The organism is Streptomyces sp. PCS3-D2, from assembly GCF_000612545.2.
In the GTDB taxonomy this organism is placed as follows: domain Bacteria; phylum Actinomycetota; class Actinomycetes; order Streptomycetales; family Streptomycetaceae; genus Streptomyces.
Genome location: NZ_CP097800.1, coordinates 2073506 through 2100000, shown reverse-complemented (window position 1 = coordinate 2100000; position 26495 = coordinate 2073506). Strand labels below are relative to the sequence as shown.

The 26495-nt window shown below is 70.7% G+C and carries 12 protein-coding genes, 1 tRNA gene, 2 rRNA genes and 1 pseudogene (1 of these 16 cut by a window edge); 12 read left to right on the top strand and 4 right to left on the bottom strand.

Annotation, left to right across the window (positions count from 1 at the left end; genetic code table 11):
• The 3 genes from AW27_RS08440 to AW27_RS08430 all read left to right on the top strand — a co-directional run.
• Positions 1 to 1903 (top strand): 23S ribosomal RNA (locus AW27_RS08440) (it extends 1216 nt beyond the left edge of the window).
• A 79-nt stretch (positions 1904 to 1982) separates the two neighbouring features.
• A 5S ribosomal RNA gene (gene rrf / locus AW27_RS08435) occupies positions 1983 to 2099 on the top strand.
• A 5-nt stretch (positions 2100 to 2104) separates the two neighbouring features.
• A tRNA-Thr gene (locus tag AW27_RS08430) sits at positions 2105 to 2177 on the top strand.
• Positions 2178 to 2342: 165 nt separating this feature from the next.
• On the opposite strand, the gene AW27_RS08425 is transcribed toward AW27_RS08430, so the two are convergent.
• Positions 2343 to 4928 carry a SpoIIE family protein phosphatase gene (locus AW27_RS08425; protein WP_063890661.1) on the bottom strand — a complete coding sequence of 862 codons (2586 nt, stop codon included), beginning with the start codon at positions 4926 to 4928 and terminating at the stop codon, positions 2343 to 2345.
• A 168-nt stretch (positions 4929 to 5096) separates the two neighbouring features.
• Here AW27_RS08425 and AW27_RS08420 point away from each other — a divergent pair, with 168 nt between their 5' ends.
• The 8 genes from AW27_RS08420 to AW27_RS08385 all read left to right on the top strand — a co-directional run bounded on the left by AW27_RS08420 (position 5097) and on the right by AW27_RS08385 (position 18915).
• Entirely contained in the window at positions 5097 to 10613 is a 5517-nt protein-coding gene (locus AW27_RS08420; RefSeq protein WP_172671427.1) for a HAMP domain-containing protein, read from the top strand.
• Positions 10614 to 10886: 273 nt separating this feature from the next.
• Entirely contained in the window at positions 10887 to 11570 is a 684-nt protein-coding gene (locus AW27_RS08415) for a response regulator (RefSeq protein WP_037929904.1), read from the top strand.
• A gap of 114 nt (positions 11571 to 11684) precedes the next feature.
• Positions 11685 to 14465 carry an FtsK/SpoIIIE family DNA translocase gene (locus AW27_RS08410; protein WP_037929901.1) on the top strand — a complete coding sequence of 927 codons (2781 nt, stop codon included), beginning with the start codon at positions 11685 to 11687 and terminating at the stop codon, positions 14463 to 14465.
• 218 nt (positions 14466 to 14683) lie between these two features.
• Entirely contained in the window at positions 14684 to 15580 is an 897-nt protein-coding gene (locus AW27_RS08405; RefSeq protein ID WP_037929897.1) for a helix-turn-helix domain-containing protein, read from the top strand.
• 126 nt (positions 15581 to 15706) lie between these two features.
• Positions 15707 to 17212 (top strand): 30S ribosomal protein S12 methylthiotransferase RimO, encoded by a 1506-nt coding sequence (gene rimO, locus AW27_RS08400; protein WP_052031344.1) that lies wholly within the window; start codon positions 15707 to 15709, stop codon positions 17210 to 17212.
• Positions 17209 to 17865, top strand: coding sequence for a CDP-diacylglycerol--glycerol-3-phosphate 3-phosphatidyltransferase (gene pgsA, locus AW27_RS08395; RefSeq protein WP_030029316.1), 657 nt, complete (start codon positions 17209 to 17211; stop codon positions 17863 to 17865). The genes rimO and pgsA overlap by 4 nt, the downstream gene beginning before the upstream one ends.
• 23 nt (positions 17866 to 17888) lie before the next feature.
• Complete coding sequence (locus tag AW27_RS08390; RefSeq protein WP_052031352.1) at positions 17889 to 18428, top strand: CinA family protein; 540 nt, start codon at positions 17889 to 17891, stop codon at positions 18426 to 18428.
• Positions 18429 to 18537: 109 nt separating this feature from the next.
• Positions 18538 to 18915 carry a helix-turn-helix domain-containing protein gene (locus tag AW27_RS08385; RefSeq protein WP_037929886.1) on the top strand — a complete coding sequence of 126 codons (378 nt, stop codon included), beginning with the start codon at positions 18538 to 18540 and terminating at the stop codon, positions 18913 to 18915.
• A 407-nt stretch (positions 18916 to 19322) separates the two neighbouring features.
• Here the strand turns inward: AW27_RS08385 and AW27_RS08375 are convergent, their stop codons facing one another.
• On the bottom strand, positions 19323 to 20102 hold the full coding sequence (locus AW27_RS08375) for an SDR family NAD(P)-dependent oxidoreductase (RefSeq protein WP_236647862.1): 780 nt from the start codon (positions 20100 to 20102) through the stop codon (positions 19323 to 19325).
• A 32-nt stretch (positions 20103 to 20134) separates the two neighbouring features.
• A pseudogene (locus tag AW27_RS08370) lies at positions 20135 to 20972 on the bottom strand (Fpg/Nei family DNA glycosylase).
• Positions 20973 to 21157: 185 nt separating this feature from the next.
• On the opposite strand from AW27_RS08370, the gene AW27_RS08365 reads away from it, so the two are divergent.
• Positions 21158 to 21865, top strand: a complete 708-nt coding sequence (locus tag AW27_RS08365) for an NADPH-dependent F420 reductase (RefSeq protein WP_037929879.1) — start codon at positions 21158 to 21160, stop codon at positions 21863 to 21865.
• Here AW27_RS08365 and AW27_RS08360 read toward each other — a convergent pair whose 3' ends face one another.
• Positions 21866 to 26455 carry an ATP-dependent helicase gene (locus tag AW27_RS08360; protein WP_037929876.1) on the bottom strand — a complete coding sequence of 1530 codons (4590 nt, stop codon included), beginning with the start codon at positions 26453 to 26455 and terminating at the stop codon, positions 21866 to 21868.
• Positions 26456 to 26495: the final 40 nt, after the last annotated feature.

The window sequence follows — 26495 nt, the reverse complement described above, 5'->3', positions numbered from 1 at the left end:
TCCGCGCCGACAATGTAGCGGGGCTCAAGCGTACCGCCGAAGTCGTGTCATTGCAGCAATACTCCCAACGGAGGCTGTGATGGGTAGGGGAGCGTCGTGTGCCGGGTGAAGCAGCAGCGGAAGCTAGTTGTGGACGGTTCACGAGTGAGAATGCAGGCATGAGTAGCGATACACACGTGAGAAACGTGTGCGCCGATTGACTAAGGGTTCCTGGGTCAAGCTGATCTGCCCAGGGTAAGTCGGGACCTAAGGCGAGGCCGACAGGCGTAGTCGATGGACAACCGGTTGATATTCCGGTACCCGCTTTGAAACGCCCAATATCGAATCAGGCGATGCTAAGTCCGTGAAGCCGTTCCGGACCCTTCGGGGAATGGAAAGTGGTGGAGCCGACGAACCAGACTTGTAGTAGGTAAGCGATGGGGTGACGCAGGAAGGTAGTCCAGCCCGGGCGGTGGTTGTCCCGGGGTAAGGGTGTAGGCCGAGGGGTAGGTAAATCCGTCCCTCATGAAGGTTGAGACCTGATGCCGAGCCGATTGTGGCGAAGTGGATGATCCTATGCTGTCGAGAAAAGCCTCTAGCGAGTTTCATGGCGGCCCGTACCCTAAACCGACTCAGGTGGTCAGGTAGAGAATACCGAGGCGTTCGGGTGAACTATGGTTAAGGAACTCGGCAAAATGCCCCCGTAACTTCGGGAGAAGGGGGGCCATTCCTGGTGATGAGTCTTGCACTCTGAGCTGGGGGTGGCCGCAGAGACCAGCGAGAAGCGACTGTTTACTAAAAACACAGGTCCGTGCGAAGCCGTAAGGCGATGTATACGGACTGACGCCTGCCCGGTGCTGGAACGTTAAGGGGACCGGTTAGTGACCTTTCGGGGTTGCGAAGCTGAGAACTTAAGCGCCAGTAAACGGCGGTGGTAACTATAACCATCCTAAGGTAGCGAAATTCCTTGTCGGGTAAGTTCCGACCTGCACGAATGGCGTAACGACTTCTCGACTGTCTCAACCATAGGCCCGGTGAAATTGCACTACGAGTAAAGATGCTCGTTTCGCGCAGCAGGACGGAAAGACCCCGGGACCTTTACTACAGTTTGATATTGGTGTTCGGTTCGGCTTGTGTAGGATAGGTGGGAGACTTTGAAGCATCAACGCCAGTTGGTGTGGAGTCGCCGTTGAAATACCACTCTGGTCGTGCTGGATGTCTAACCTCGGTCCGTGATCCGGATCAGGGACAGTGTCTGATGGGTAGTTTAACTGGGGCGGTTGCCTCCCAAAGGGTAACGGAGGCGCCCAAAGGTTCCCTCAGCCTGGTTGGCAATCAGGTGTTGAGTGTAAGTGCACAAGGGAGCTTGACTGTGAGACCGACGGGTCGAGCAGGGACGAAAGTCGGGACTAGTGATCCGGCGGTGGCTTGTGGAAGCGCCGTCGCTCAACGGATAAAAGGTACCCCGGGGATAACAGGCTGATCTTCCCCAAGAGTCCATATCGACGGGATGGTTTGGCACCTCGATGTCGGCTCGTCGCATCCTGGGGCTGGAGTCGGTCCCAAGGGTTGGGCTGTTCGCCCATTAAAGCGGTACGCGAGCTGGGTTTAGAACGTCGTGAGACAGTTCGGTCCCTATCCGCTGTGCGCGTAGGAATATTGAGAAGGGCTGTCCCTAGTACGAGAGGACCGGGACGGACGAACCTCTGGTGTGCCAGTTGTCCTGCCAAGGGCATGGCTGGTTGGCTACGTTCGGGAGGGATAACCGCTGAAAGCATCTAAGCGGGAAGCCTGCTTCAAGATGAGTATTCCCACCTCCTTGAGAGGGTAAGGCTCCCAGTAGACGACTGGGTTGATAGGCCAGATGTGGAAGCCCGGTAACGGGTGGAGCTGACTGGTACTAATAGGCCGAGGGCTTGTCCTCAGTTGCTCGCGTCCACTGTGTTAGTTCTGAAATAACGAACGGCTGTGATTACATGCCAGCGTTCTAAATTTCATAGTGTTTCGGTGGTCATAGCGTTAGGGAAACGCCCGGTTACATTCCGAACCCGGAAGCTAAGCCTTTCAGCGCCGATGGTACTGCAGGGGGGACCCTGTGGGAGAGTAGGACGCCGCCGAACAACCCGCCCTTTTAGCTCAGTCGGTAGAGCGTCTCCATGGTAAGGAGAAGGTCAACGGTTCGATTCCGTTAAAGGGCTCACAATAGAAAGGCCCCCGCCTGATGGCGGGGGCCTTTTTGCGTTAGTGGCTCCGTAGCAGGCCTCATTACGGCCTCCGGTGTGCGGATCGCGTCGAGGAACACGTACGAGGAAGCCGGCACAGGCACCGAGGTCAATGCCTGACCGTCGACGCACGCACCGCGGTCAGTCGCCGGCCCGGGGGTGGGGCACGCGGAAGGCCAGGATCGCCATGTCGTCCGAGGCGGGCTCGGCCGCGAAGCGCTCCACCGCGCGCAGGACACGCGAAGCCACCGCACCCGCGGTCAGGCCCGTGCAGGTCGTGAGGACCTCCGTGAGACCGTCATCGCCGAGCATGCGGCTGCCCTCGCGCCGCTCGGTCACGCCGTCCGTGACACACAGCAGGACGTCGCCCGGATCGAGGGTGACGGTCTGCTCGTACAGGTCCAGGTCCTCGATCACACCCAGCAGGGGCTGAGGCTCCGCGGCCGCGTCGACCTCGCCGTTCGGGCGCAGGCGCAGCGGGAGCGGATGGCCCGCGCAGACGACCTTCATGAGGGCGCCGCCGTCCGGCTGCGGGTGGAGCTCGCCGTAGAGGAGGGTGAGGAAGCGGCTGCGCGCCCCCTCGTCGAGGATGGCCGCGTTCAGGCGTTCCAGGACGGCGGGGCCGCCGAGGCCCTCACGGGCCAGGAGGCGCAGGGCGTGCCGGGCCAGGCCGGTCACTGCGGCAGCCTCCGGGCCGGTGCCGCAGACGTCGCCGATGGCGAACCCGTAGGCGCCTTCGCGGATCGGGAAGACGTCGTAGAAGTCGCCGCCCACCTCGTTGCCCTCGCCGGCCGCGCGGTAGATGACCTCGACCTCCATGCCGGGGATGGCGGGGGAGCCGGGCGGCAGCAGGCTGCGCTGCAGGGACCGGCTGATCGCTGTCCGCTCGGAGTAGAGGCGGGCGTTGTCCAGGGCGAGGGCGGCCCGGCGGGAGAGGTCCTCGGCGAGTTCGAGGATCTCCTGGCGGAAGTGCTCCTCCCGCGGCTTGCCGAGGGTGAGCATCCCGATGACGCGGTTGCGGGCGAGGAGAGGCAGGACCACCGTCTCGCCGCCGACCGCAAGGGCGGTCTCGGGCCACGGGCGGGCGCCGGCCTCGCGGACCGGCTCGGGCGGACTGACCCGGGACAGCAGGGCCTTCAGGCCATCGATGCGGTCCTCGTCCTCGTGGAGGACATAACTGAGGTAGGGGTCCGAGGACTGGTCCGCGATGGTGTAGACGGCGCACCACGTGGCGAGCGTCGGGACGGTCATCTGAGCCATGAGGGCCAGGGTCTGGTCCCGGTCCAGGGTGCCGGCCAGCAGGTCGGAGGCCTCGACGAGGAAGGACAGGGAGCCACGGCGCAGCCGCTCCAGTTCGCCGAGGCGGGCGGACTCCACCGCCAGGGCGATGCGGTCGGCGGCGAACTGGAGGTGGAGCGCCTCCTCGTTCGAGTAGCGGCCGGGGCTCTCGGCGGCCACGCCCAGGGAGCCGGTCAGTCGCCCCTCGACCTTGAGGGGGACGGTGACCGCGGAGCGCATGCCGGTGGACTCCAGGAGCGGAACCGCTCCGGGCACGGCGACGAGGTCGTCGTGGACGGCAGGCATCCGGGCAGAGCCGTAGCGGTTGGTGCCGGCCTCGACCGGGACGCGGGCGAAGCGCTGGCGAGTGGACGGCAGACCGGTGGTGGCCCGGACCTCCAGCTCCGTCTCGTCGTCGGTGGCGAGGAGCAGGAAGGCGGAGTCGGCGTCGAGGAGGTCGCGGGCCCGCTCGACCGTGCGCTGCAGCAGGCTGTCGAGGTCGTCGGGGGCGGGTGAGCCGATGAAGACCTCGAAGGGGTCGGTGGCCCGGGGCTCGGCGAAGTGGCCGCCGTCGGTGGAAGGCGTCCGTACGGGGCTCTGGAGCAGGGCCCGCTCGTCGTCGTGGACGAGGAGGCAGACGGTGGAGGGTTCGCCGTGCGCGTCCCGGACGCGCAGGTGCGAGGCGTAGACCGGGATGACGCGGCCGTCAGCTCCCCGGACGCCGTAGCTGCCCTCCCAGCGGGACAGGCGCAGCGCCTCGGCGATGCCGGTTCCGGTGCCCGGGGTTTGCGGCCACGCGGCGAGCTCGGCGAGCGAGCGGCCGACCGCCTTCTCGGCGGCGTGCCCGAAGATGTGCTCGGCGTCCTCGTTCCAGGCGGAGACGGTATCGGCCGAGTCGACCTGGAGGACGGCGACGCGGACCCGGCTGTCGGCGAGCGGGAGCAGCCGGTCGGGGACGACGGGCCCGGCGGAGCGCGTACCGACCGGCCGGTCCGGCAGGTCGAGGCGGAACCACACGTGCTTGTGGGTGGCGGTGTACTCGACGCCCCAGCGGGTGGCCAGTGCGGCGCACAGCATCAGCCCGCGGCCGTTCTCACGGTCCGGGTCGGCGTACGGGCGCTCGCCGGGGTGCCGCAGCGGCAGCTCGCGCTCCGGGTAGCGGTCGGCGACCTCGACCCGGACACCGTCCTCGGTGCGCAGGCACAGGACCTCGGCCCTGGTTCCGGCGTGGACCACGGCATTGGTGACGAGCTCGCTGGTGAGGACCACCGCGTCGTCGACGATGTCCGCGAACCCCCAGCCCTGCAGGGTGTCGCGGACGAACGCGCGAGCGGCGGCGACCGAGCGCCCGAGAGGATCGAAGCTGGCAGCCGCCCGTGCCGTGATCACGAATCTCCTTCGACGCGGTTGGACATCGGTTGCCAGGTTACTTACCTTCGCGGACGGCATGGTGCCGTCGTCCGGGAATCCACTCGCAGGGTACGACCGGTGTGCGATGGTGCCGAAGTGTTATGGCCGGGTTCGGACAGGGTGAAACACTGGGCAGGCTTGGAGAGCCGGCTCGTGATGAGTCAGGTGTCCGGTTGAACGGCGGTCGACCCTTTCGGGAGGGACACGGTGGAGTCTGGCGCGGTGGTGCGGCGTACGGGGACGCGGCCGAAGGGCGGGCGGTCCCGGCGCGGCGGCACGACAGAGGTCGATACCGCCGCTCTGAACCGGCTGCTCACGGCCCTGGTGTCGATGCGGGACGGAAACTTCCGCAAGCGGTTGACGGTGTCGGGCGACGGGGTGATGGCGGAGATCGCCGCCGTCTACAACGAGGTCGCCGACCGCAATCTCCACCTGACCGGGGAGCTGTCCCGGGTCCGGCGGATGGTGGGCCGTGAGGGGAAGCTGAGCGAACGGCTGGAAACGGGTGCCTGCGAGGGCTCCTGGGCGGCCGCGATCGACGCTTCCAACCAGCTGGTGGACGATCTGGCCCGGCCGGTGTCCGAGGTGGGACGGGTGCTGTCGGCGGTTGCCGAGGGTGACCTGGACCAGCGGATGGACCTGCGAACCCAGGCCGCCGAGGGGGCGGGGCATCCGCTGCGCGGGGAGTTCCTGAAGGTCGGGCGCACCGTCAACAACCTGGTCGACCAGTTGTCGGCGTTCACCGACGAGGTGACGCGCGTGGCGCTGGAGGTGGGCACCGAGGGCAAGCTCGGCGGTCAGGCCCAGGTGCGCGGAATGTCCGGTTCCTGGAAGGATCTGACCGACTCCGTCAACACGATGGCGTACCGGCTCACCGCGCAGGTGCGTGACATCGCCCTCGTCACGACGGCGGTCGCCAAGGGCGACCTGTCGCGCAAGGTCACGGTGCACGTGGCCGGTGAGATGCTCCAGCTGAAGAACACCGTGAACACCATGGTGGACCAGCTGTCGTCCTTCTCGTCCGAGGTGACCAGGGTCGCCCGCGAGGTGGGCACGGAGGGCGAGCTGGGCGGCCAGGCGAAGGTGCCCGGGGTCGCCGGCGTGTGGAAGGACCTGACCGACTCCGTCAACACGATGGCCGGGAACCTGACGGCCCAGGTGCGCGGGATCGCCCAGGTGACGACGGCGGTCGCCAACGGCGACCTGTCGCAGAAGGTGCGGGTCAGCGCGCGCGGCGAGGTCGCGCAGCTGGCCGAAACGATCAACCAGATGACGGAGACGCTGCGCACCTTCGCGGACGAGGTGACGCGGGTGGCCAGCGAGGTCGGTGCCAAGGGCCTGCTGGGCGGTCAGGCGCAGGTGCCGGGTGCGGCGGGGACGTGGAAGGACCTCACCGACTCGGTGAACACGGTCTTCCGCAACCTCACCACCCAGGTGCGGGACATCGCGCAGGTGACCACGGCGGTGGCGAACGGCGATCTGTCCCAGAAGGTCACGGTCGATGTCGCCGGCGAGATGCTGGAGCTGAAGAACACCGTCAACACGATGGTCGACCAGCTCCAGTCCTTCGGCGCGGAAGTGACCCGGGTGGCCCGTGAGATCGGCGTCGAGGGCGAGCTGGGCGGTCAGGCGCAGGTGCCGGGTGCGGCGGGGACGTGGAAGGACCTCACCGACTCGGTGAACACCGCCTTCCGCAACCTCACCGGGCAGGTCCGCAACATCGCGCAGGTGACCACGGCGGTGGCGAACGGCGACCTGTCCCAGAAGGTCACGGTGGACGTCTCCGGCGAGATGCTCCAGCTGAAGAACACCGTCAACACGATGGTGGACCAGCTCTCCTCGTTCGCGGACCAGGTCACGCGGATGGCGCGGGACGTGGGCACGGAGGGCCGGCTCGGCGGTCAGGCCAGGGTCGAGGGGGTCTCGGGCACCTGGAAGGAGCTCACGGACTCCGTCAACTTCATGGCCGGCAACCTCACCTCGCAGGTGCGCCAGATCGCGCAGGTGACCACGGCGGTGGCGCGGGGTGACCTGTCGCAGAAGATCGACGTGGACGCCCGGGGCGAGATCCTGGAGCTGAAGAACACCATCAACACGATGGTCGACCAGCTCTCCGCCTTCGCCGAGCAGGTGACGCGGGTGGCCCGGGACGTGGGTACGGAAGGCCGCCTGGGCGGTCAGGCGCAGGTGCCCGGCGTGGCCGGTGTCTGGCGCGACCTGACGGACTCGGTGAACGGCATGGCCGGGAACCTGACCTCGCAGGTGCGCAACATCGCCCAGGTCGCCACGGCGGTGGCGCGGGGTGACCTGTCGCAGAAGATCGACGTGGACGCCCGGGGCGAGATCCTGGAGCTGAAGAACACCCTCAACACGATGGTCGACCAGCTCTCGAACTTCGCCGAGCAGGTGACCCGGGTGGCCCGGGAGGTGGGAACCGAGGGCATCCTCGGCGGTCAGGCCGAGGTCAAGGGTGTCTCCGGCACCTGGAAGGACCTCACCCAGTCCGTCAACTTCATGGCGAACAACCTGACCTCGCAGGTGCGCAACATCGCCGAGGTGACGACGGCGGTCGCGATGGGCGACCTCTCCAAGAAGATCACCGTCGATGCCAAGGGCGAGATCCTCGAACTCGTCACGACCGTCAACACGATGGTCGACCAGCTGTCGTCCTTCGCGGAGCAGGTGACTCGGGTGGCCCGGGAGGTGGGCACCGAGGGCATCCTGGGCGGCCAGGCCCGGGTCCGGGGGGTCACCGGCATCTGGAAGGACCTCAGCGACAACGTCAACACGATGGCCGGGAACCTGACGGCCCAGGTGCGCGGGATCGCCCAGGTCTCGGCGGCCGTCGCCAACGGCGACCTGACGAAGAAGGTGACGGTCGAGGCGCGCGGCGAGGTCGCGCAGCTCGCCGACACCGTCAACACGATGGTGAAGACCCTGTCGTCGTTCGCCGACGAGGTGACGCGGGTGGCCCGGGAGGTGGGTACGGAGGGCCGCCTCGGCGGTCAGGCGCACGTGCCGGGTGTCTCCGGCACGTGGAAGGACCTCACCGACTCGGTGAACTTCATGGCGTCCAACCTCACCGGACAGGTGCGGCAGATCGCGATGGTCACGACCGCCATCGCCAAGGGCGACATGACCAAGAAGATCGACATCGACGCCCGGGGCGAGATCCTGGAGCTCAAGACCACCATCAACACGATGGTCGACCAGCTGTCCTCCTTCGCGGAGCAGGTGACGAGGGTCGCCCGCGAGGTGGGTACCGAGGGCATCCTGGGCGGCCAGGCCCGGGTCCGGGACGTCGACGGGACCTGGCGGGACCTGACCGAGTCCGTGAACGAGATGGCCGGCAACCTCACCCGCCAGGTGCGCGCGATCGCGGCCGTGGCGACCGCGGTGACCCGCGGGGACCTCAGCCTGAAGGTCGACGTCGATGCGGCGGGGGAGATCCAGGCCCTCCAGGACAACATCAACACGATGATCGTCAACCTGCGGGACACCACCCTGGCCAACAAGGAGCAGGACTGGCTCAAGGGCAACCTGGCCCGCATCTCCGCACTGATGCAGGGCCGCCGGGACCTGGACGACGTCGCCTCGCTGATCATGAGCGAGCTGACGCCCGTGGTCTCCGCACAGCACGGGGCCTTCTTCCTGGTGGTGCCGGCCGGCGGTGCCACCGAGATCGGTGCGGACGGGGGCGCGAACGGGGCGTACGAGCTGCGGATGCGCGGGAGCTACGCCTACGCGGGCGGACAGATGCCCCTCTCCTTCCGGCCGGGGGAGGGACTGATCGGGGCGGTCGCCGAGGAGAAGCGGACGATCCTGGTCGAGAACACTCCGCCGGGCTACCTGAAGATCTCCTCGGGTCTCGGCGAGGCCCCGCCGGCGCACGTGATCGTGCTGCCGGTGCTGTTCGAGGGGAAGGTGCTCGGCGTCATCGAGCTGGCGTCCTTCACGCCCTTCACGCAGATCCAGAAGGACTTCCTCAGCCAGATCGCCGAGATGATCGGTACGAGCGTCAACACCATCAGCGTCAACTCCAAGACGGAGATGCTGCTGAAGCAGTCGCAGGAGATGACCGAGCAGCTGCGCGAGCGTTCCGACGAGCTGGAGAACCGGCAGAAGGCGCTGCAGGCCGCCAACGCGGAGCTGGAGGAGAAGGCCGAACTGCTGGCGCAGCAGAACAGGGACATCGAGGTGAAGAACACCGAGATCGAGGAGGCCCGGCAGGTCCTGGAGGAGCGCGCCGAGCAGCTGGCGGTCTCGATGCGCTACAAGTCCGAGTTCCTGGCGAACATGTCGCACGAGCTGCGCACGCCCCTGAACTCGCTGCTGATCCTGGCCAAGCTGCTCGCCGACAACGCGGACGAGAACCTGTCGCCGAAGCAGGTGGAATTCGCCGAGACCATCCACGGCGCGGGCTCGGACCTGCTCCAGCTGATCAACGACATCCTCGACCTGTCGAAGGTCGAGGCCGGGAAGATGGACGTCTCGCCGACCCGGATCGCGCTGGTCCAGCTCGTGGACTACGTGGAGGCGACCTTCCGGCCGCTGACGGCGGAGAAGGGTCTCGACTTCTCGGTACGGGTCTCCCCGGAGCTCCCCGCGACCCTGCACACCGACGAGCAGCGGCTGCTCCAGGTGCTGCGCAACCTGCTGTCGAACGCGGTGAAGTTCACCGACACCGGTGCGGTGGAGCTGGTGATCCGGCCGGCCGGGGCCGATGTGCCCGCCGAGATCCGTGAGCAGCTGCTGGAGGCCGGTTCGCTGCGGGAGGCGGACGGGGACCTGATCGCCTTCTCGGTCACCGACACCGGCATCGGGATCGCGGCCAGCAAGATGCTGGTGATCTTCGAGGCCTTCAAGCAGGCGGACGGGACCACGAGCCGCAAGTACGGCGGCACCGGGCTCGGGCTGTCCATCAGCCGCGAGATCGCCCGGCTGCTGGGTGGGGAGATCCATGCGGCGAGCGAGCCGGGCCGCGGCTCCACCTTCACGCTGTACCTTCCGCTGCACCCGAGCGAGCTGCCGCCGCAGGGCTACGCGCCGCCCACGCCGGGGGGAGCTCGCGGCGAGCTGTACCGGCGGTCCCTCGACGGGGCGCGGCCCGGGCTGCCGGCCGCGCCCGCGGACGCACCGGCGGCGCAGCCCCAGCCGGTGCCGCCCGCTCCGGCGGAGGCCGCGGCGGGGCAGGGCGGTGGGGCTGCGCTGTTCCGCCGCCGCCGCAAGGCGCTGGGCGGCCCGGAGCCGCGTACGGCGGTGCCGGGGCAGCCGAACGCGGCGGGCGCCGAGGGCGGCTGGGACGCTGCGCAGGAGGAGCTTCCGGCGGTGGCGCGGACGTACGACTTCCGCAGTGAGCGGGTGCTCATCGTGGACGACGACGTCCGCAACGTCTTCGCGCTCACCAGCGTGCTGGAGCAGCACGGGCTGGTGGTGCTGTACGCGGAGAACGGGCGGGAGGGCATCGAGGTGCTGGAGCAGCACGACGACGTGAAGGTCGTGCTGATGGACATCATGATGCCCGAGATGGACGGGTACGCCACGACCTCGGCGATCCGGCGGATGCCGCAGTTCGCCGGCCTGCCGATCATCGCGCTGACGGCCAAGGCGATGAAGGGGGACCGGGAGAAGGCGATCGACTCGGGTGCTTCCGACTACGTCACCAAGCCGGTCGACCCCGACTACCTGCTGTCCGTCATGGAGCAGTGGATGCGGGGCAAGTGACCGGAGGGAAGCGGAACCGCGGCGGCGACCGACCTGCTGCCGCCGCGGTGGTGTGGGAGAGCGGCGAACGGGGAACCTTCTGCTCTCCCACAGCGTTTCCGCTTCGTGCACAGTGACATCTCGGTGACAGGGTGTGGCGATCTCGGGACTGGGGCTACGATGACCGGCACAAGGACGGACGGCGCACGGGTGTCGTCCTCTGGGGCGGGGCCCGGCGCACAGGCCGGTGCCAGGAGCCGGGGAGGCCCCATGCCGGGGCGAGGAGGACAGGGCATGGTGCAGAAGGCCAAGATCCTCCTGGTCGACGACCGGCCGGAGAATCTGCTGGCGCTGGAGGCCATCCTCTCCGCGCTCGATCAGACACTGGTCCGGGCGTCGTCGGGGGAGGAGGCGCTCAAAGCGCTGCTCACGGACGATTTCGCGGTCATCCTGCTGGATGTCCAGATGCCCGGTATGGACGGCTTCGAGACGGCCGCGCACATCAAGCGGCGGGAGCGGACCCGGGACATCCCGATCATCTTCCTCACCGCGATCAACCACGGTCCGCACCACACCTTCCGCGGTTACGCGGCGGGCGCGGTCGACTACATCTCCAAGCCGTTCGACCCGTGGGTGCTGCGGGCGAAGGTCTCCGTGTTCGTGGAGCTCTACACGAAGAACTGCCAACTGCGGGAGCAGGCGGCCCTGCTGAGGCTCCAGCTGGAAGGCAGCGGCTCCAACGGCGTGGACGCAGGCAAGGAGGCGGCGGGCCTGCTGGCCGAGCTCTCCGCACGGCTCGCGGCGGTCGAGGAGCAGGCCGAAGCGCTGAGCAAGCAACTCGGCGAGGATGCGGCCGATGCCGGGGTCGTGGCGACCGCGGCCCATCTGGAACGCAAACTCACCGGACTGCGCCGGGCACTCGACGCGCTGGAGCCCGGCAGCGCCGGAGGGGCTCCGGCGCTGCCCTCGCAGAACTGACCGTGCTCGCGTCCGGCCTGGCGGGCCGTCAAAGTGCCCACCCGGACGACGACACGATCGGGTGAAGGGGTGGGCACGCGTGTCCACCGGCGCGCGCACCGGTAACCTCGGCCCATGGCCTCACGTACGTCCGGCAAGGGTTCCCCGAGCACCGCGGGCACCGCGAAGGGCCGCACCGGCCGTACGACGGCGCCCGCGAAGAAGGCCGCCCCGGCACGCAAGCCCCCGGCGAAGAAGGCCGCGGCCGCACGGCGCGCCCCGGCGAAGAAGGCCGCGGCCAAGCCCGTGCCGTCTCCGACGAGCGGCGTGCTGCGACTGGTGCGGGCCCTGTGGCTGGGGTGCGCCCACGCGGTCGGCGCGGTCTTCCGCGGGCTCGGCCAGGGAGCCAGGAACCTCGACCCCGCCCACCGCAAGGACGGGGTGGCGCTGCTCCTCCTCGCGCTCGCCCTGATCGTCGCCGCCGGTACCTGGTCGAACCTGAGCGGTCCCGTCGGAGACCTGGTGACCATGCTGATCACCGGGCTCTTCGGGCGGCTGGACCTGCTCGTGCCGATGCTGCTCGGCGTCATGGCGGTACGTTTCATCCGCCACCCCGACCAGGCCGACGCCAACGGCCGGATCGGCATCGGGCTGTCCGCCCTCGTGGTCGGTGTCCTGGGCCTGGTCCACATCGCCTGCGGGGCACCCGGCCGCGACGAGGGCACCACCGCCATGCAGAACGCCGGCGGGCTCATCGGCTGGGCCGCCTCCAAGCCACTGATCTTCACCATGGGTGCCCCGCTGGCCGTGCCCATGCTGGTGCTGCTGACGGTCTTCGGGCTGCTCGTGGTCACCGCGACCCCGGTCAACGCGATCCCGCAGCGGCTGCGCCGGCTCGGCATCCGGCTCGGGATCGTCGCGCCGAACGAGTACGACGAGGGCTACGGGGAGGCCGCGGGCGGGCCCGCCGCCCGGCACGACCCCGAGCAGTGGCGGGCCCGCTCGGGGGCGCCCGAGGGTTCCGGCGACCCCGCGGACGCCGCCGAGGAGGAGGCGCTGGCCCGGCGGCGCCGGCCGCGCAAGGCCGCCGCCCGTCCGGCGATCGACCGGGAGATGGACGCCGTCGACGTGGCCGCGGCCGCCGCCGCGGCACTGGACGGAGCGGTCTACGGCGGCATGCCGCCCTCCCCGCTCGTCGCCGACCTCACGCACGGGATCACCGCCGAGCGGGAGGGCGTGGCGGTCACCGCCCCGGTGCCGACCGCCCGCGGCGGGCTCTCCGCCGGGACCGCCGTACCGGAGGCCGCGCCCGAGAGTGCCGAGCAGCCGCACGCCACCACCGCCGCGGCCTCCGGAACGCTGGCGGTGCCCGACCTGACCAAGGCCCCGCCGGAGGCCCAGCCGCTGCCGCCCCGCGCCGAGCAGCTCCAGCTGCGCGGGGACATCACCTACTCCCTGCCCTCGCTGGAGCTGCTGGAGAAGGGCGGTCCGGGCAAGACCCGAAGCGCCGCCAACGACGCCGTGGTGGCCTCCCTGCGCAACGTCTTCACCGAGTTCAAGGTGGACGCCGACGTCACCGGCTTCACCCGGGGCCCGACGGTCACCCGCTACGAGGTCACCCTCGGCGCGGCCGTCAAGGTCGAGCGGATCACCGCGCTGACCAAGAACATCGCCTACGCCGTGGCCAGCCCCGACGTGCGCATCATCAGTCCGATCCCGGGCAAGTCCGCGGTCGGCATCGAGATTCCCAACACCGACCGCGAGATGGTCAACCTGGGCGACGTACTGCGCCTCGCGGACGCGGCCGAGGACGACCATCCGATGCTGGTCGCGCTCGGCAAGGACGTCGAGGGTGGCTACGTCATGGCCAACCTCGCCAAGATGCCCCACGTACTGGTCGCCGGTGCGACGGGCTCCGGCAAGTCCTCCTGCATCAACTGCTTGATCACCTCGATCATGGTCCGGGCCACCCCGGAGGACGTCCGGATGGTCCTCGTCGACCCCAAGCGGGTCGAGCTGACGGCGTACGAGGGCATCCCGCACCTGATCACGCCGATCATCACCAACCCCAAGCGGGCTGCCGAGGCACTTCAGTGGGTCGTGCGCGAGATGGACCTGCGCTACGACGACCTGGCCGCCTTCGGCTACCGGCACATCGACGACTTCAACCAGGCCATCCGGGACGGGAAGATCAAGCTCCCGCCAGGCAGCGAGCGCGAGCTCAGCCCCTACCCGTACCTGCTGGTGATCGTCGACGAGCTGGCCGACCTGATGATGGTGGCCCCGCGCGACGTCGAGGACTCGATCGTCCGCATCACCCAGCTGGCCCGCGCCGCCGGCATCCACCTGGTGCTGGCCACCCAGCGGCCCTCGGTCGACGTGGTCACGGGACTGATCAAGGCGAATGTGCCCTCGCGCCTCGCCTTCGCGACCTCCTCGCTGGCCGACAGCCGGGTCATCCTCGACCAGCCCGGTGCCGAGAAGCTCATCGGCAAGGGGGACGGGTTGTTCCTGCCGATGGGGGCGAACAAGCCCGTCCGCCTCCAGGGCGCCTTCGTCACCGAGGAGGAGATCGCCGGGATCGTCACGCACTGCAAGGACCAGATGGCACCGGTCTTCCGGGACGACGTCACCGTGGGGCAGAAGCAGAAGAAGGAGATCGACGAGGAGATCGGCGACGACCTGGACCTGTTGTGCCAGGCGGCGGAGCTCGTCGTCACCACGCAGTTCGGCTCCACCTCGATGCTCCAGCGCAAGCTGCGGGTGGGCTTCGCGAAGGCCGGTCGGCTCATGGACCTCATGGAGTCGCGGGGCATCGTCGGGCCGAGCGAGGGTTCGAAGGCGCGTGACGTCCTGCTGAAGGCCGACGATCTGGACGGCGTGCTCGCGGTCATCCGGGGCGAGACGGATTCGTAGTGAAATCGCGGGCAACCGTTTCCCGTGGGCCCGCGTCAAGTTGAACGGAGGGGCGGCTGCGCGCACGACTCGCGTACGGTGTCGGGCCGCCACGCCGAAGGGGACCTCCCGTCGCCATTCGTATGGCGTAGGAAGGGCACCCTCCGGTTGCTCCACCCTTTCGTCACCCCCCTAGACTGGACATCCAGCAGGTGGCTACACGCTCGAAAGGCGCCCTTGTGTCCATCGGCAACTCCAACTCCCCCGAAGAAGAGCGGCCTTCGACCGACGACCGGTCCGAGGACCGTCTCATCGAACGTTCCGTCGAAGAGCCGTCCATCGGGTCGGCCCTCAAGAAGGCCCGGATCGCCGCCGGGCTCACAGTCGACGACGTCAGTTCCCTCACCCGCGTGCGCATCCCGATCGTGCACGCGATCGAAGAGGACGACTTCACGCGGTGCGGCGGCGACGTCTACGCCCGCGGCCACATCCGTACGCTCGCCCGCGCCGTCCACCTCGACCCGGCACCGCTGGTCGACAGCTACGACGCGGCCCACGGCGGCCGGCCGGCACCCACGCCCGCCGCGCCGATGTTCGAGGCGGAGCGGATCCGCCCCGAGCGCCAGCGGCCCAATTGGACCGCGGCCATGGTCGCGGCCATCGTCGCCGTGATCGGCTTCGTGGGCTTCACCGCCTTCAGCGGCGGAGACGAGAAGGAAAAGCGCCCGGTGGCGGAAGGATCCGCCTCCCCCAAGCCCGCACCCAAGCAGACCGGCGGCAAGCCGGCCGCGCTGCCCTCCCAGGCTCCGTCGGCCGCCCAGCCGGACCCCTCCGACAGTGCCATCGCCGCCGCGCCCAAGGACCTCGTCACGGTCGTCCTGACAGCCGACACGGGCGAGAGCTGGATTTCCGCGAAGGACTCCACGGGCCGGCTCCTCTTCGACGGCACCCTCGTCCGGGGCGAGTCGAAGACCTTCACGGACAAGGAGTCCGTCGACCTCGTGCTCGGCGACGCCGGGGCCGTGAAGCTCTTCGTGAACGGCAAGGAGATCAAGGACGACTTCCAGCGAGGCCAGGTGGAACGCCTCACCTACACCAAGGAAGACCCCTCCCAGGGCCAGCCGCAGGCGGGCTGACCGAGGCGCCGCCCCAGGGCGGCGGGCGAGGACCGAGATCCCCGGGGCGCTCCGCGCACCCCGGGGATCTTGATGTGCGGGGACGCGCGGCGGGGGCCGGCGCCGGGACGAAGTAGTCTTGAGTCCATGCCCGAACGCCGTACCGTCGCCCTTGTCACTCTTGGCTGCGCCCGTAACGAGGTGGACTCGGAGGAGCTCGCAGGCCGCTTGGCGGCGGATGGCTGGGAGCTCGTCGAGGACGCCGCCGAAGCGGACGTAGCCGTCGTCAACACCTGTGGCTTCGTCGAAGCCGCCAAGAAGGACTCCGTAGACGCCCTGCTGGAAGCCAACGATCTCAAGGATCACGGCAAGACCCAGGCCGTCGTCGCGGTCGGCTGCATGGCCGAGCGCTACGGCAAGGAGCTCGCCGAGGCCCTTCCCGAGGCCGACGGGGTCCTCGGCTTCGACGACTACGCCGACATCTCCAACCGCCTCCAGGTCATCCTCAGCGGGGGCAGTGTCGAAGCCCACACCCCGCGCGACCGCCGCCAGCTGCTGCCGATCAGCCCCGCCGCGCGCCAGGCCGCCGACGTCGCCCTCCCCGGGCACGCCCAGGCGCCCGCCGAGGAGCCCGCCGAGGCCCCCGCGGACCTGCCCGAGGGTGTCGCTCCCGCCTCCGGCCCGCGCGCCCCGCTGCGCCGCCGCCTGGGCAAGAGCCCGGTGGCCTCGGTCAAGCTGGCCTCCGGCTGTGACCGGCGCTGCTCCTTCTGTGCCATCCCGTCCTTCCGCGGGTCCTTCATCTCCCGCCGCCCCGGCGACGTGCTGGGCGAGACCCGCTGGCTCGCCGAGCAGGGCGTCAAGGAGATCATGCTGGTCTCCGAGAACAACACCTCGTACGGCAAGGACCTCGGCGACATCCGGCTGCTGGAGACCCTGCTGCCCGAGCTCGCCGCCGTCGACGGGATCGAGCGTGTCCGGGTCAGCTACCTGCAGCCCGCCGAGATGCGCCCGGGCCTGATCGACGTGCTGACCTCGACGCCCAAGGTCGCGCCGTACTTCGACTTGTCCTTCCAGCACTCGGCCCCCGACGTGCTGCGCGCGATGCGCCGCTTCGGTGACACCGACCGCTTCCTGGAGCTGCTCGACACCATCCGCTCCAAGGCTCCGCAGGCCGGCGTCCGATCCAACTTCATCGTCGGCTTCCCCGGCGAGACGGAAGCCGACTTCGCCGAGCTGGAGCGTTTCCTCACCCACGCCCGCCTCGATGCGATCGGCGTCTTCGGCTACTCCGACGAGGACGGCACCGAGGCCGTCACCTACGAGAACAAGCTGGACGAGGACACGATCGCCGAGCGCCTGGCGCACATGCAGCGGCTCGCCGAGGAGCTCACCGCCCAGCGTGCGGAGGAGCGGATCGGCGAGACCCTGGAAGTGCTCGTGGAGACGGTCGTTCCGTTCGACGAGGCGGAGGACGGCGAGGGCGCCTACGGGCGCGCCGCGCATCAGGCCCCCGAAACCGACGGCCAGGTCGTCTTCACGGACGGCACGGGCCTGGTTCCCGGGCGTATCGTCACGGCGAAGGTGGTCGGCAGCCTGGGAGTGGACCTCGTGGCCGAGCCCCTGGACCTGGACTTCGAGGAGGCGGCCGGATGACCGGTGTCCCGGCATCTGCGGCGGGCGGGACCGGCCGCCGGCCGGTCCCCGGCGCGAAGCTGGGGGCCGCGGCGGTCGATCAGGCCAGCCTGTGGAACATCGCCAACATCCTGACGATGATCCGGCTCGTGCTGGTGCCGGGATTCGTCCTGCTGCTGCTCGCCGACGGCGGCTACGACCCGGCGTGGCGGGCCTGGGCCTGGGCGGCGTTCGCCGTCGCGATGATCACGGACATCTTCGACGGGCACCTGGCCCGTACGTACAACCTGGTCACGGACTTCGGCAAGATCGCCGACCCCATCGCCGACAAGGCGATCATGGGGTCGGCGCTGATCTGCCTCTCCTGGCTGGGCGACCTCCCATGGTGGGTGACCGGGGTGATCCTCGGACGGGAGCTCGGGATCACGCTGCTGCGCTTCTGGGTCATCCGGTACGGGGTCATTCCGGCCAGCCGCGGCGGCAAGCTGAAGACGCTGGCCCAGGGCACTGCCGTGGGCATGTACGTCCTCGCACTGACCGGCGCGCTGGCGACGATGCGCTTCTGGGTGATGGCGATCGCGGTCGTGCTGACCGTCGTCACCGGATTGGACTACATCCGCCAGGCGATCGTGCTCCGTCGCCAGGGTCTCGCTGCGGAGCGGGCCGCGCGGTGACCGACGGGGCGGGGGATGCTCCCGTGGCGCAGGGGCGCGCGGGAGCGAGCGGGGGGCGCACGGCCGCTGCGTACGCGCTCCAGCTCCTCGCGGAGAGTGACCAGACGGTCGCCGTCGCGGAATCCCTGACCGGTGGGGTGGTCGCGGCCGAGTTCACGGCCGTCCCGGGCGCCTCCCGGTCCTTCCGCGGTTCGGTCACGGCGTACGCCACGGAGATCAAGCACCGGGTCCTGGGCGTGGACGCGGCCCTGCTGGCGGCCGAGGGTGCGGTGAACGCCCAGGTGGCTGCCGAGATGGCGGCCGGTGTGCGCCGGGTGATGGGCGCGTCCTGGGGGATCGCGACGACCGGGGTGGCCGGCCCCGAGCCGCAGGACGGGCAGCCGGTGGGCACGGTTTTCGTCGCCGTGGACGGTCCGGGGAGCAGGAAAACGGTCCGTCTGAGGTTGAACGGCTCCCGGGCGGAAATCCGTAGGGAGAGTGCACGGACAGTGCTCGAGCTTCTCTCGGACGAACTCCGTGAGAATGCGCGGGGGCAGGATACGGAACAGAACGGGGGGATTTGATGTTTGCAGCCCTGAGTGAACACGACATCGCTCCCCGCACGGCCGCGGCGCGAGGCGGTACGGTGGGGCGTGAAGGATGCGGCTACACGGTCAGAGGAGGGAGCCACCGATGATTCTGCTCCGTCGCCTGCTGGGTGACGTGCTGCGTCGGCAGCGCCAGCGCCAGGGCCGTACTCTGCGCGAAGTCTCCTCGTCGGCCCGAGTTTCGCTCGGCTATCTCTCCGAGGTGGAGCGGGGGCAGAAGGAGGCATCCTCCGAGCTGCTCTCCGCGATCTGCGACGCGTTGGACGTACGGATGTCCGAGCTGATGCGCGAAGTGAGTGACGAGCTGTCGCTCGCCGAGCTGGCACAGTCGACCGCGGCAAGCGAACCGGTCACCGTACCGGTCCGCCCGATGCTCAATTCGGTCTCGATGGCTTCGGTCGCGGGTCCGGAGCGGGTGACCATCAAGGCGCCTGCGGAAGCGGTGAATGTAGTAGCCGCCTGAGCGAGCACGTGCGTGTTCGAGCTTGGCCGGAGCCCCGGCCGGTGCGTGGAGCACCGGCCGGGGCTCCCGGCCGTTCTGGGTGCGGGAGCAATGGGGGTGCGAGACCATGGGGCCGTCCGGGTCCCGGCCCCTGGAGGTGGCAGTGCGGACGTCACTGCGTCGGATACCCGCCGTGTCGCGCGTCCCCGTCCTGGCGGCCCTGGCGCTGACGGCGGGGGCTCTGTGGTGGTGGGCCGTGCTGCGGCTGGTCCTGGCACCCGGTGCGTCGGGGGCTGTGGAGGGCGCGGTGGCGGTCGGCGGCTGGGGGCTGGGCCTGTTGCCGGTGCACTGTGTTCCGGCGCCGCTGCGCCGGGCCCGGCGCAGCGGCGGCCGGGATGGTGGCGACGCAGCCGCGGGGGCCGGCCCGGCTACCACGGCATCGATACTCCGCCGTTCGGACGCAGGATCTGGCCCGTGACGAAAGACGAGGCCTCCGAGGCCAGGTAGAGCACCGCCCGGGCGATGTCCTCCGGCTCGCCGACCCGGCGCAGCGGGGACATGCGGATCATGGCTGCCTCGGTCTGTTCCTGAACCCCGGGGCCGTGGCGGCCGGTCATCGGGGTGCGAATCCAGCCGGGGGCGACGGCGTTGACCCGTATGCCGTGCGGGCCGGCCTCGGTGGCGAGGGTCCGGGTGAGCTGGACCACCGCGGCCTTGGCGGCGCTGTAGCAGAGCAGGCCGGGCTGGGCGGCGTCCACGGCACCGGAGGCCATGGTGACGATCGATCCCGGGCGGCCCGCCGCGATCATGGAACGGGCGGCCTCCTGGCAGGTGCGCAGGACTCCCTTGAAGTTGACCTCCAGGACTCGGTCGAGGTCCTCGTCGGCCGTCTCCAGGACGCTGCTGGTGTGCATGATCCCGGCGATCGCGGCGGCGATGTCGAGCGGGCCCGCCGCACTGACGGCCGCCCGGAGCGAAGCCCGGTCGGTGACGTCGAGCGGGTGGGCGGTGGCCCGGCCGCCGGCCTCGGTGATCAGGGCGGCGGTCCCGCCCAGCCCCTGGGCGTCACGGTCCGCGCAGTGCACATGGGCGCCGGCCGCGGCGAGCAGGACGGCGGTGGCGCGGCCGATGCCGCTGGCGGCTCCGGTGACCAGCGCGGTGCGGCCGGTGAGGTCGTACGGGGCGGTGGGCACGGGCGGTGTGGGCATGGGGGGACGGTACGACCGCATCTGATGGGGCGTCAATCATCGTGCTCCATCGGCCGGCCAGGACCGGGTGCCGCGCCGGGAGCGGGCCCCGGCTGGCAGCGGGGGCACCAGTAGGTGGGACGGCCGTCCTGGGGGGGCCTCGCGGACGGGAGTGCCACAGCGCAGGCAGGGCCGGTGGGCGCGGCCGTAGACGAAGAGATCCTGGCCGGGGCGGCGGATGCCGGTGGTGTTGCGGTGTCCGGGCCGGTCGCCGGTGTTCGCCGCCAGGAGCCGGTGGGCGGCGGCGGCGATTCGGGGCAGCTTGGCCTCGGGAAGCTCGCCGACCGGGGTCCAGGGGGTGACCTGGGCCAGGAAGCAGAGCTCGGCCTTGTAGATGTTGCCGATCCCGGCGAGGTTGCGCTGGTCGAGGAGGGCTTCGCCGAGCGGGCGCTCCGGGGCGGCCAGGAGGTTGGCGGCAGCACGGCCGGGATCCCAGTCCGGCCCGAGGATGTCGGGGCCCAGGTGGCCCACGGCACGGTCCTCCTCGGCGGTGCGGATCAGCTCCAGGACGGGGAGGCGGTAGCCCACGGCCGTGTGCCCGGCCGTGCCGAGGACGCAGCGGATCTCGTGGGCGGGGCCGCCGCGCCACGTCTCGCCGGCGGCGAAGACGTGCCAGGCACCGTCCATGCGGAGATGGCTGTGCAGGGTGAGCCCGCCTTCGAAGCGGGTGAGGAGGTGCTTGCCGCGCGGGGTGACGTCGAGAGTGACGCGGCCGGTGAGGTCCGCCGTGGCGAAGCGGGGGACGCGCAGGTCGCTCCGGGTCAGCTCACGGCCTGCCAGGACCGCGTGCAAGCGGGTCGCCGCGCGCCGGATGCTGTCGCCTTCGGGCATGCACCCATTGTCCCCCGGGCGGGCCGCCGACCCGGGGCCCGGGCCGGCGCCCGGCGGTCCCTCGGCCACCCCGGCGATGCGCTCCCACCGGTTCCGGCCGTGTCGGCGGGTTCTGCAGGCTTTCCCGGTCGCGGTGGTCAGGCTCCTTCCCGGGGGACGACACCACCCAGAAACGGAGCAACACGATGAAGATCGCAGTCCTCGGAACCGGCGCGGGCGGGCGCGCGCACGCCGCCAAGCTGCTCGGCCTCGGGCACGAGGTGTACGTCGGCACCCGCGACTCCCAGGTGACCTTGGGCCGCACCGAGCCCGACTTCATGGGTGTCGAACCCTTCGGCCAGTGGCTCGCCGACTACCCCGGCATCGAGCTGCGCACCTTCGGCGACGCCGCCGCGGCCGCCGACTTCGTCATCAACGGGATCGACGGGGCCAGCTCCGTCGGAGTGCTCACCGGCATCGCGGAGCACCTGGCGGGCAAGACCCTGATGGACTACGCCGTCCCGTTCGTCTACAACCCCGAGCAGGCCCACCCCTGGCCCACCCCCTGGGGGGTGATGCCCGCCCTGGATCCGGTCGACCACGACAGCCTGGGAGAGCGGATCCAGCGCGCGCTGCCGAAGACCCGGGTGGTCAAGGCGGGCGTCACCCATGAGCAGGAGACCGTCGTGGATCCGCGGGCCGTGGCGGGCGGCGACCACACCATGTTCATCGCGGGCGAGAACCCCGAGGCAAAGGCGGAGGTCACCAGCCTGCTGCGGTCCTATGGCTGGCAGGACGTCCTCGACCTCGGTCCGATGGTGAGCTCCCGAGGCATGGAAATGTACGCCCACATGCACAGCGCCATCCAGTTCGCGCTCGGCGGGGCCCGCTTCGGCGTCAAGGTGATGCGCTGATCACTGCCGTAGGCGCAGTCCCCGGGGTGTGGCGTGGAACCCGGCCGCTTCGAGCGGAGGCCCGAGCGGCGAGGTGAGCGCGGCCGCGGTGTTGATCCGTTCCACCGTCAGCGCCGGCAGGGTGCCCGCACGGCAGCCGGCGGCGAGGACGGCGACCGCCGCGGTCAGCCGCGGATCCTCCGGGCCGGCCCAGGCCAGCAGGGTCCTGCCGCCCCGCTCCAGGTAGAGCGTGAGCTCCCCGTCCACCAGAACCACCAGGGAGCCCGCCTTGCGGCCCGGCTTGTGGGTCGCGCCCGCCGGGGGCTCGGGCCACGGTAGGGCCGCGCCGTAGGCGTTGGCCGGGTCGGCGGCGGCCAGCACCACCGCCGCCAGCGGGGGAGGGGTCCGCTCGGCGGCCCGGAGCCGGTCGACCGCGCCGTCCATCGCGAACTGGGCCGCGCCCAGTCCCTCGACCACATAGCCCCGACGGGCCCGGCCGCTGTCCTCGAAGGCCGACAGCACGCGGTAGACCGCGCTGAAGCCCCCCTCCACGCCCTCCGCCGCCACCGCGCCCCGAGTCACCACCCCGTGCCGGTCCAGCAGGGTGCGGGCCAGGGCGTGGGCGCGGTGGGTCGGGTCGGGCGCGGGGGACGGCAGCAGCGACCAGCGCCCGGAGACCGTGGGAGGGCCGGTGCGGGACACCGTCGCGCTCAGCGTGCCGTACCGGCCGCGCGGCACCGTGCGCCGCGCCCGGTGGGCGGTGGAGCCCGCCGTGCGGCCCGACCCGAGCAGCGAGCGCAGCGGGGCGAGGGTGTCGTTGGTGAGCCGGCCCGACCAGGCCAGGTCCCACACCGCCTCCGACAGCGCGATGTCCGACACCTCGGGGAACTCGGCGCGTACCGCCTGCGAGATCTGCCGGAAGAACAGACCGTACCCGCCGGAGAGGGCCGTCAGGACCGCCTGCTGGAGGGGGCTCGGGTCCAGTGGGTGTGGCGGCGGTAGGAGCAGCGGTGCGGCGTCCGCCAGGTAGAGCGACACCCAGCCATCCTTGCCCGGGAGAGCTCCCGCTCCCGCCCAGACCACCTCGCCGGTGGTGGTCAGTTCGTCCAACAGGGCGGGGGAGTAGCCGGCCACCCGGGAGGGCAGGATCAGCCGCTCCAGTGCGGAGGCCGGCACCGGGGCGCCCTGGAGCTGCTCGACCGCCCGGGCCAGGCCGTCGAGGCCGCGCAGCGCTCCCCCCAGATGCTGCCACTGAGGCAGGAAGGTGGCCAGCGATGCCGGAGGGACCGGTTCCAGCTCCTGGCGGAGCGCGGCGAGCGAGCGGCGGCGGAGCCTGCGCAGCACCGTCGTGTCGCACCACTCCCGGCCGATGCCCGCCGGATGGAACTCACCCTGCACCACCCGCCCCGCAGCCGCGAGACGGTTCAGGGCACCCTCGGTCACCGCCGCGCCCAGACCGAACGCGGAGGCCGCGGCGGCCGTGGTGAACGGCCCGTGGGTGCGGGCGTATCGGGCCAGGAGGTCTCCCAGCGGGTCCTTGACCGGCTCGGTGAACGCCTCCGGGACACCGACCGGCAGCGCGGTGCCCAGGGCGTCTCGCAGCCGGCCCGCGTCCTCGACCGCCGCCCAGTGGTCCGCGCCGCCGATCCGCACCCGGATGGCGCGGCGGGCCGCGGCGAGCTCCTGCGCCCAGGCAGGCTCCGCCCCGCGCGCCGCCAGCTGGTCCTGCGTCAGCGGGCCGAGCAGACGCAGCAGGTCGGCCACCGACTCGGCGTCCTTGGCCCGCCGGTCCTCGGTGAGCCACTGGAGCTCGCGCTCCAGCTCCTCCAGCACCTGCGCGTCGAGGAGCTCGCGCAGCTCCGCCTGCCCGAGCAGTTCGGCCAGCAGCCGCGAGTCCAGCGACAGCGCGGCCGCCCTGCGTTCGGCCAGTGGGGAGTCGCCCTCGTAGAGGAACTGGGCCACGTAGCCGAAGAGGAGGGAGCGGGCGAAGGGGGACGGTTCCGGGGTGGTGACCTCGACCAGCCGGACCCGGCGCGCTTCGATGTCGCCCATCAGCTCGGTCAGGCCCGGGACGTCGAAGACGTCCTGGAGGCATTCGCGTACGGCTTCCAGCACGATCGGGAAGGAACCGAACTCCGAGGCCACCTGGAGCAGTTGCGAAGCGCGCTGACGCTGCTGCCACAGTGGGGTGCGACGGCCGGGACTGCGGCGCGGCAGCAGCAGGGCGCGGGCCGCGCACTCGCGGAACCGGGAGGCGAACAGCGCCGATCCGCCCACCTGGTCGGTGACGATCTGGTGGACGTCACCGTGGTCGAAGGCGACGTCGGCCGCGCCCAGCGGCGCCTGCTCGTCGTCGAACTCGAAGGCGGGCGGGCCCGCGGGGTCGTGGTCCAGCAGATCCATGGACAGCAGGTCCGCGTCCGGCAGGCGGAGCACGATGCCGTCGTCGGCGTGCATGACCTGCGCGTCCATGCCGTACTTCTCGGCCAGGCGGGCACTCAGCGCCAGCGCCCACGGGGCGTGCACCTGCGCGCCGAACGGCGAATGGATCACGACCCGCCAGTCGCCCAGCTCGTCGCGGAACCGCTCCACCACGATCGTCCGGTCGTCGGGGACGTGGCCGCAGGCCGCGCGCTGCTCGGCGAGGTACGCCAGCACGTTCTCCGCGGCCCAGGCGTCCAGGCCGGCCGCCACCAGCCGCAGCCGGGCGTCCTCCGCGCCGAGGGCGCCGAGCTCGCGCAGGAACGCGCCCACCGCGCGGCCCAGTTCCAGCGGGCGGCCCAGCTGGTCCCCCTTCCAGAACGGCAGCCTGCCCGGCACCCCGGGGGCGGGCGTCACCAGGACCCGGTCGCGGGTGATGTCTTCGATCCGCCAGGAGGTGGTGCCCAGCGTGAAGACGTCTCCGACACGGGACTCGTAGACCATCTCCTCGTCGAGCTCGCCGACCCGCCCGCCGCCCTTCTTGGGGTCCGAGCCGGCCAGGAAGACCCCGAAGAGCCCGCGGTCGGGGATGGTGCCGCCGGAGGTGACCGCCAGGCGCTGGGCTCCCGGTCGGCCGGTGACGGTCCCCGCCACCCGGTCCCAGACCACGCGCGGCCTCAGCTCGGCGAACGCGTCCGACGGATAGCGGCCGGCCAGCATGTCGAGCACCGCCGTGAACGCCGATTCCGGAAGCGCCGCGAACGGCGCCGCCCGACGGACCAGCGCGAGGAGGTCGTCCAGCTGCCAGGTGTCCATCGCGACCATGGCGACCAGCTGCTGCGCCAGCACGTCGAGGGGGTTGGAGGGGATGCGCAGGGACTCGATCGCCCCGGTCCGCATCCGCTCGGTGACCACCGCCGCCTGGACCAGGTCGCCCCGGTACTTGGGGAAGACCACCCCGGTGGAGACCGCGCCCACCTGGTGCCCGGCCCGGCCCACCCGCTGGAGCCCGGACGCCACCGAGGGCGGGGACTCCACCTGCACCACCAGGTCCACCGCACCCATGTCGATGCCCAGCTCCAGGCTGGAGGTGGCGACCACGGCCGGCAGCCGGCCCGCCTTCAGGTCCTCCTCGACCAGCGCCCGCTGTTCCTTGGACACCGAGCCGTGGTGCGCCCGGGCCAGCAGCGGCGGGGCACCCAGGGCCGCACCCGACTGGGCCATGACCTCGGCCGGCGAGGAGTGCTCGGGCAGCTTCTCGCCGACGGCCCGTTCGTACGCGATCTCGTTGAGCCGGTTGCACAGCCGCTCGGCGAGGCGGCGGGAGTTGGCGAACACGATCGTCGACCGGTGCGCCTGCACCAGGTCCGCGATCCGCTCCTCCACATGGGGCCAGATCGACGGCGCGTCCCCGCCCTCCCGGCCCTCCGACGCGGGGGAGCCGCCCAACTCGCCCATGTCCTGGACCGGTACGACCACCGACAGGTCGAACTCCTTCGCCGACGGCGGCTGGACGATCTCCACCGTGCCGCGCGGCGCGAGGTAACGGGCCACCTCGTCCACCGGGCGGACCGTCGCCGACAGCCCGATCCGGCGCGCCGGGCGGGGCAGCAGCTCGTCCAGCCGCTCCAGGGACACCGCGAGGTGCGCGCCGCGTTTGGTCCCGGCGACGGCGTGCACCTCGTCCACGATGACCGTCTCGATCCCGGTCAGCGCCTCGCGCGCCGCCGAGGTCAGCATCAGGAACAGCGACTCCGGCGTGGTGATGAGGATGTCCGGCGGCCGCGTGGCCAGCGCCCGCCGCTCCGCCGCCGGGGTGTCCCCCGAGCGGATCCCCACCCGGATGTCCGGCTCCGGCAGCCCGAGGCGCACTGACTCCTGCCGGATCCCGGTCAGCGGACTGCGCAGATTCCGCTCGACGTCGACCGCGAGGGCCTTCAGGGGCGACACGTACAGCACCCGGCAGCGCTTCTTCGAGTCGGCGGGGGGCGGGGTCGAGGCGAGCCGGTCCAGGGCGGCGAGGAACGCGGCCAGCGTCTTCCCCGAGCCGGTGGGCGCCACCACCAGCACATCCGAGCCCGCCCCGATCGCCCGCCAGGCGCCCTCCTGCGCACCGGTGGGCTCGACGAAGGCGCCCGTGAACCACGAGCGGGTCGCGGGGGAGAACGAGTCGAGCGCAGCGCCTGCCATGCCCCCATCGTGCACCCGGCCACTGACAACGCCCCGGACC

Excerpts from the sequence above, each read along its gene's own strand:
- AW27_RS08425 (WP_063890661.1), bottom strand. The coding sequence starts at position 4,928 with ATGCCGTCCGCGAAGGTAAGTAACCTGGCAACCGATGTCCAACCGCGT.
- AW27_RS08415 (WP_037929904.1), top strand. The coding sequence starts at position 10,887 with ATGGTGCAGAAGGCCAAGATCCTCCTGGTCGACGACCGGCCGGAGAAT.
- AW27_RS08410 (WP_037929901.1), top strand. The coding sequence starts at position 11,685 with ATGGCCTCACGTACGTCCGGCAAGGGTTCCCCGAGCACCGCGGGCACC.
- rimO (WP_052031344.1), top strand. The coding sequence starts at position 15,707 with ATGCCCGAACGCCGTACCGTCGCCCTTGTCACTCTTGGCTGCGCCCGT.
- pgsA (WP_030029316.1), top strand. The coding sequence starts at position 17,209 with ATGACCGGTGTCCCGGCATCTGCGGCGGGCGGGACCGGCCGCCGGCCG.
- AW27_RS08385 (WP_037929886.1), top strand. The coding sequence starts at position 18,538 with ATGATTCTGCTCCGTCGCCTGCTGGGTGACGTGCTGCGTCGGCAGCGC.
- AW27_RS08375 (WP_236647862.1), bottom strand. The coding sequence starts at position 20,102 with ATGCCCACACCGCCCGTGCCCACCGCCCCGTACGACCTCACCGGCCGC.
- AW27_RS08365 (WP_037929879.1), top strand. The coding sequence starts at position 21,158 with ATGAAGATCGCAGTCCTCGGAACCGGCGCGGGCGGGCGCGCGCACGCC.
- AW27_RS08360 (WP_037929876.1), bottom strand. The coding sequence starts at position 26,455 with ATGGCAGGCGCTGCGCTCGACTCGTTCTCCCCCGCGACCCGCTCGTGG.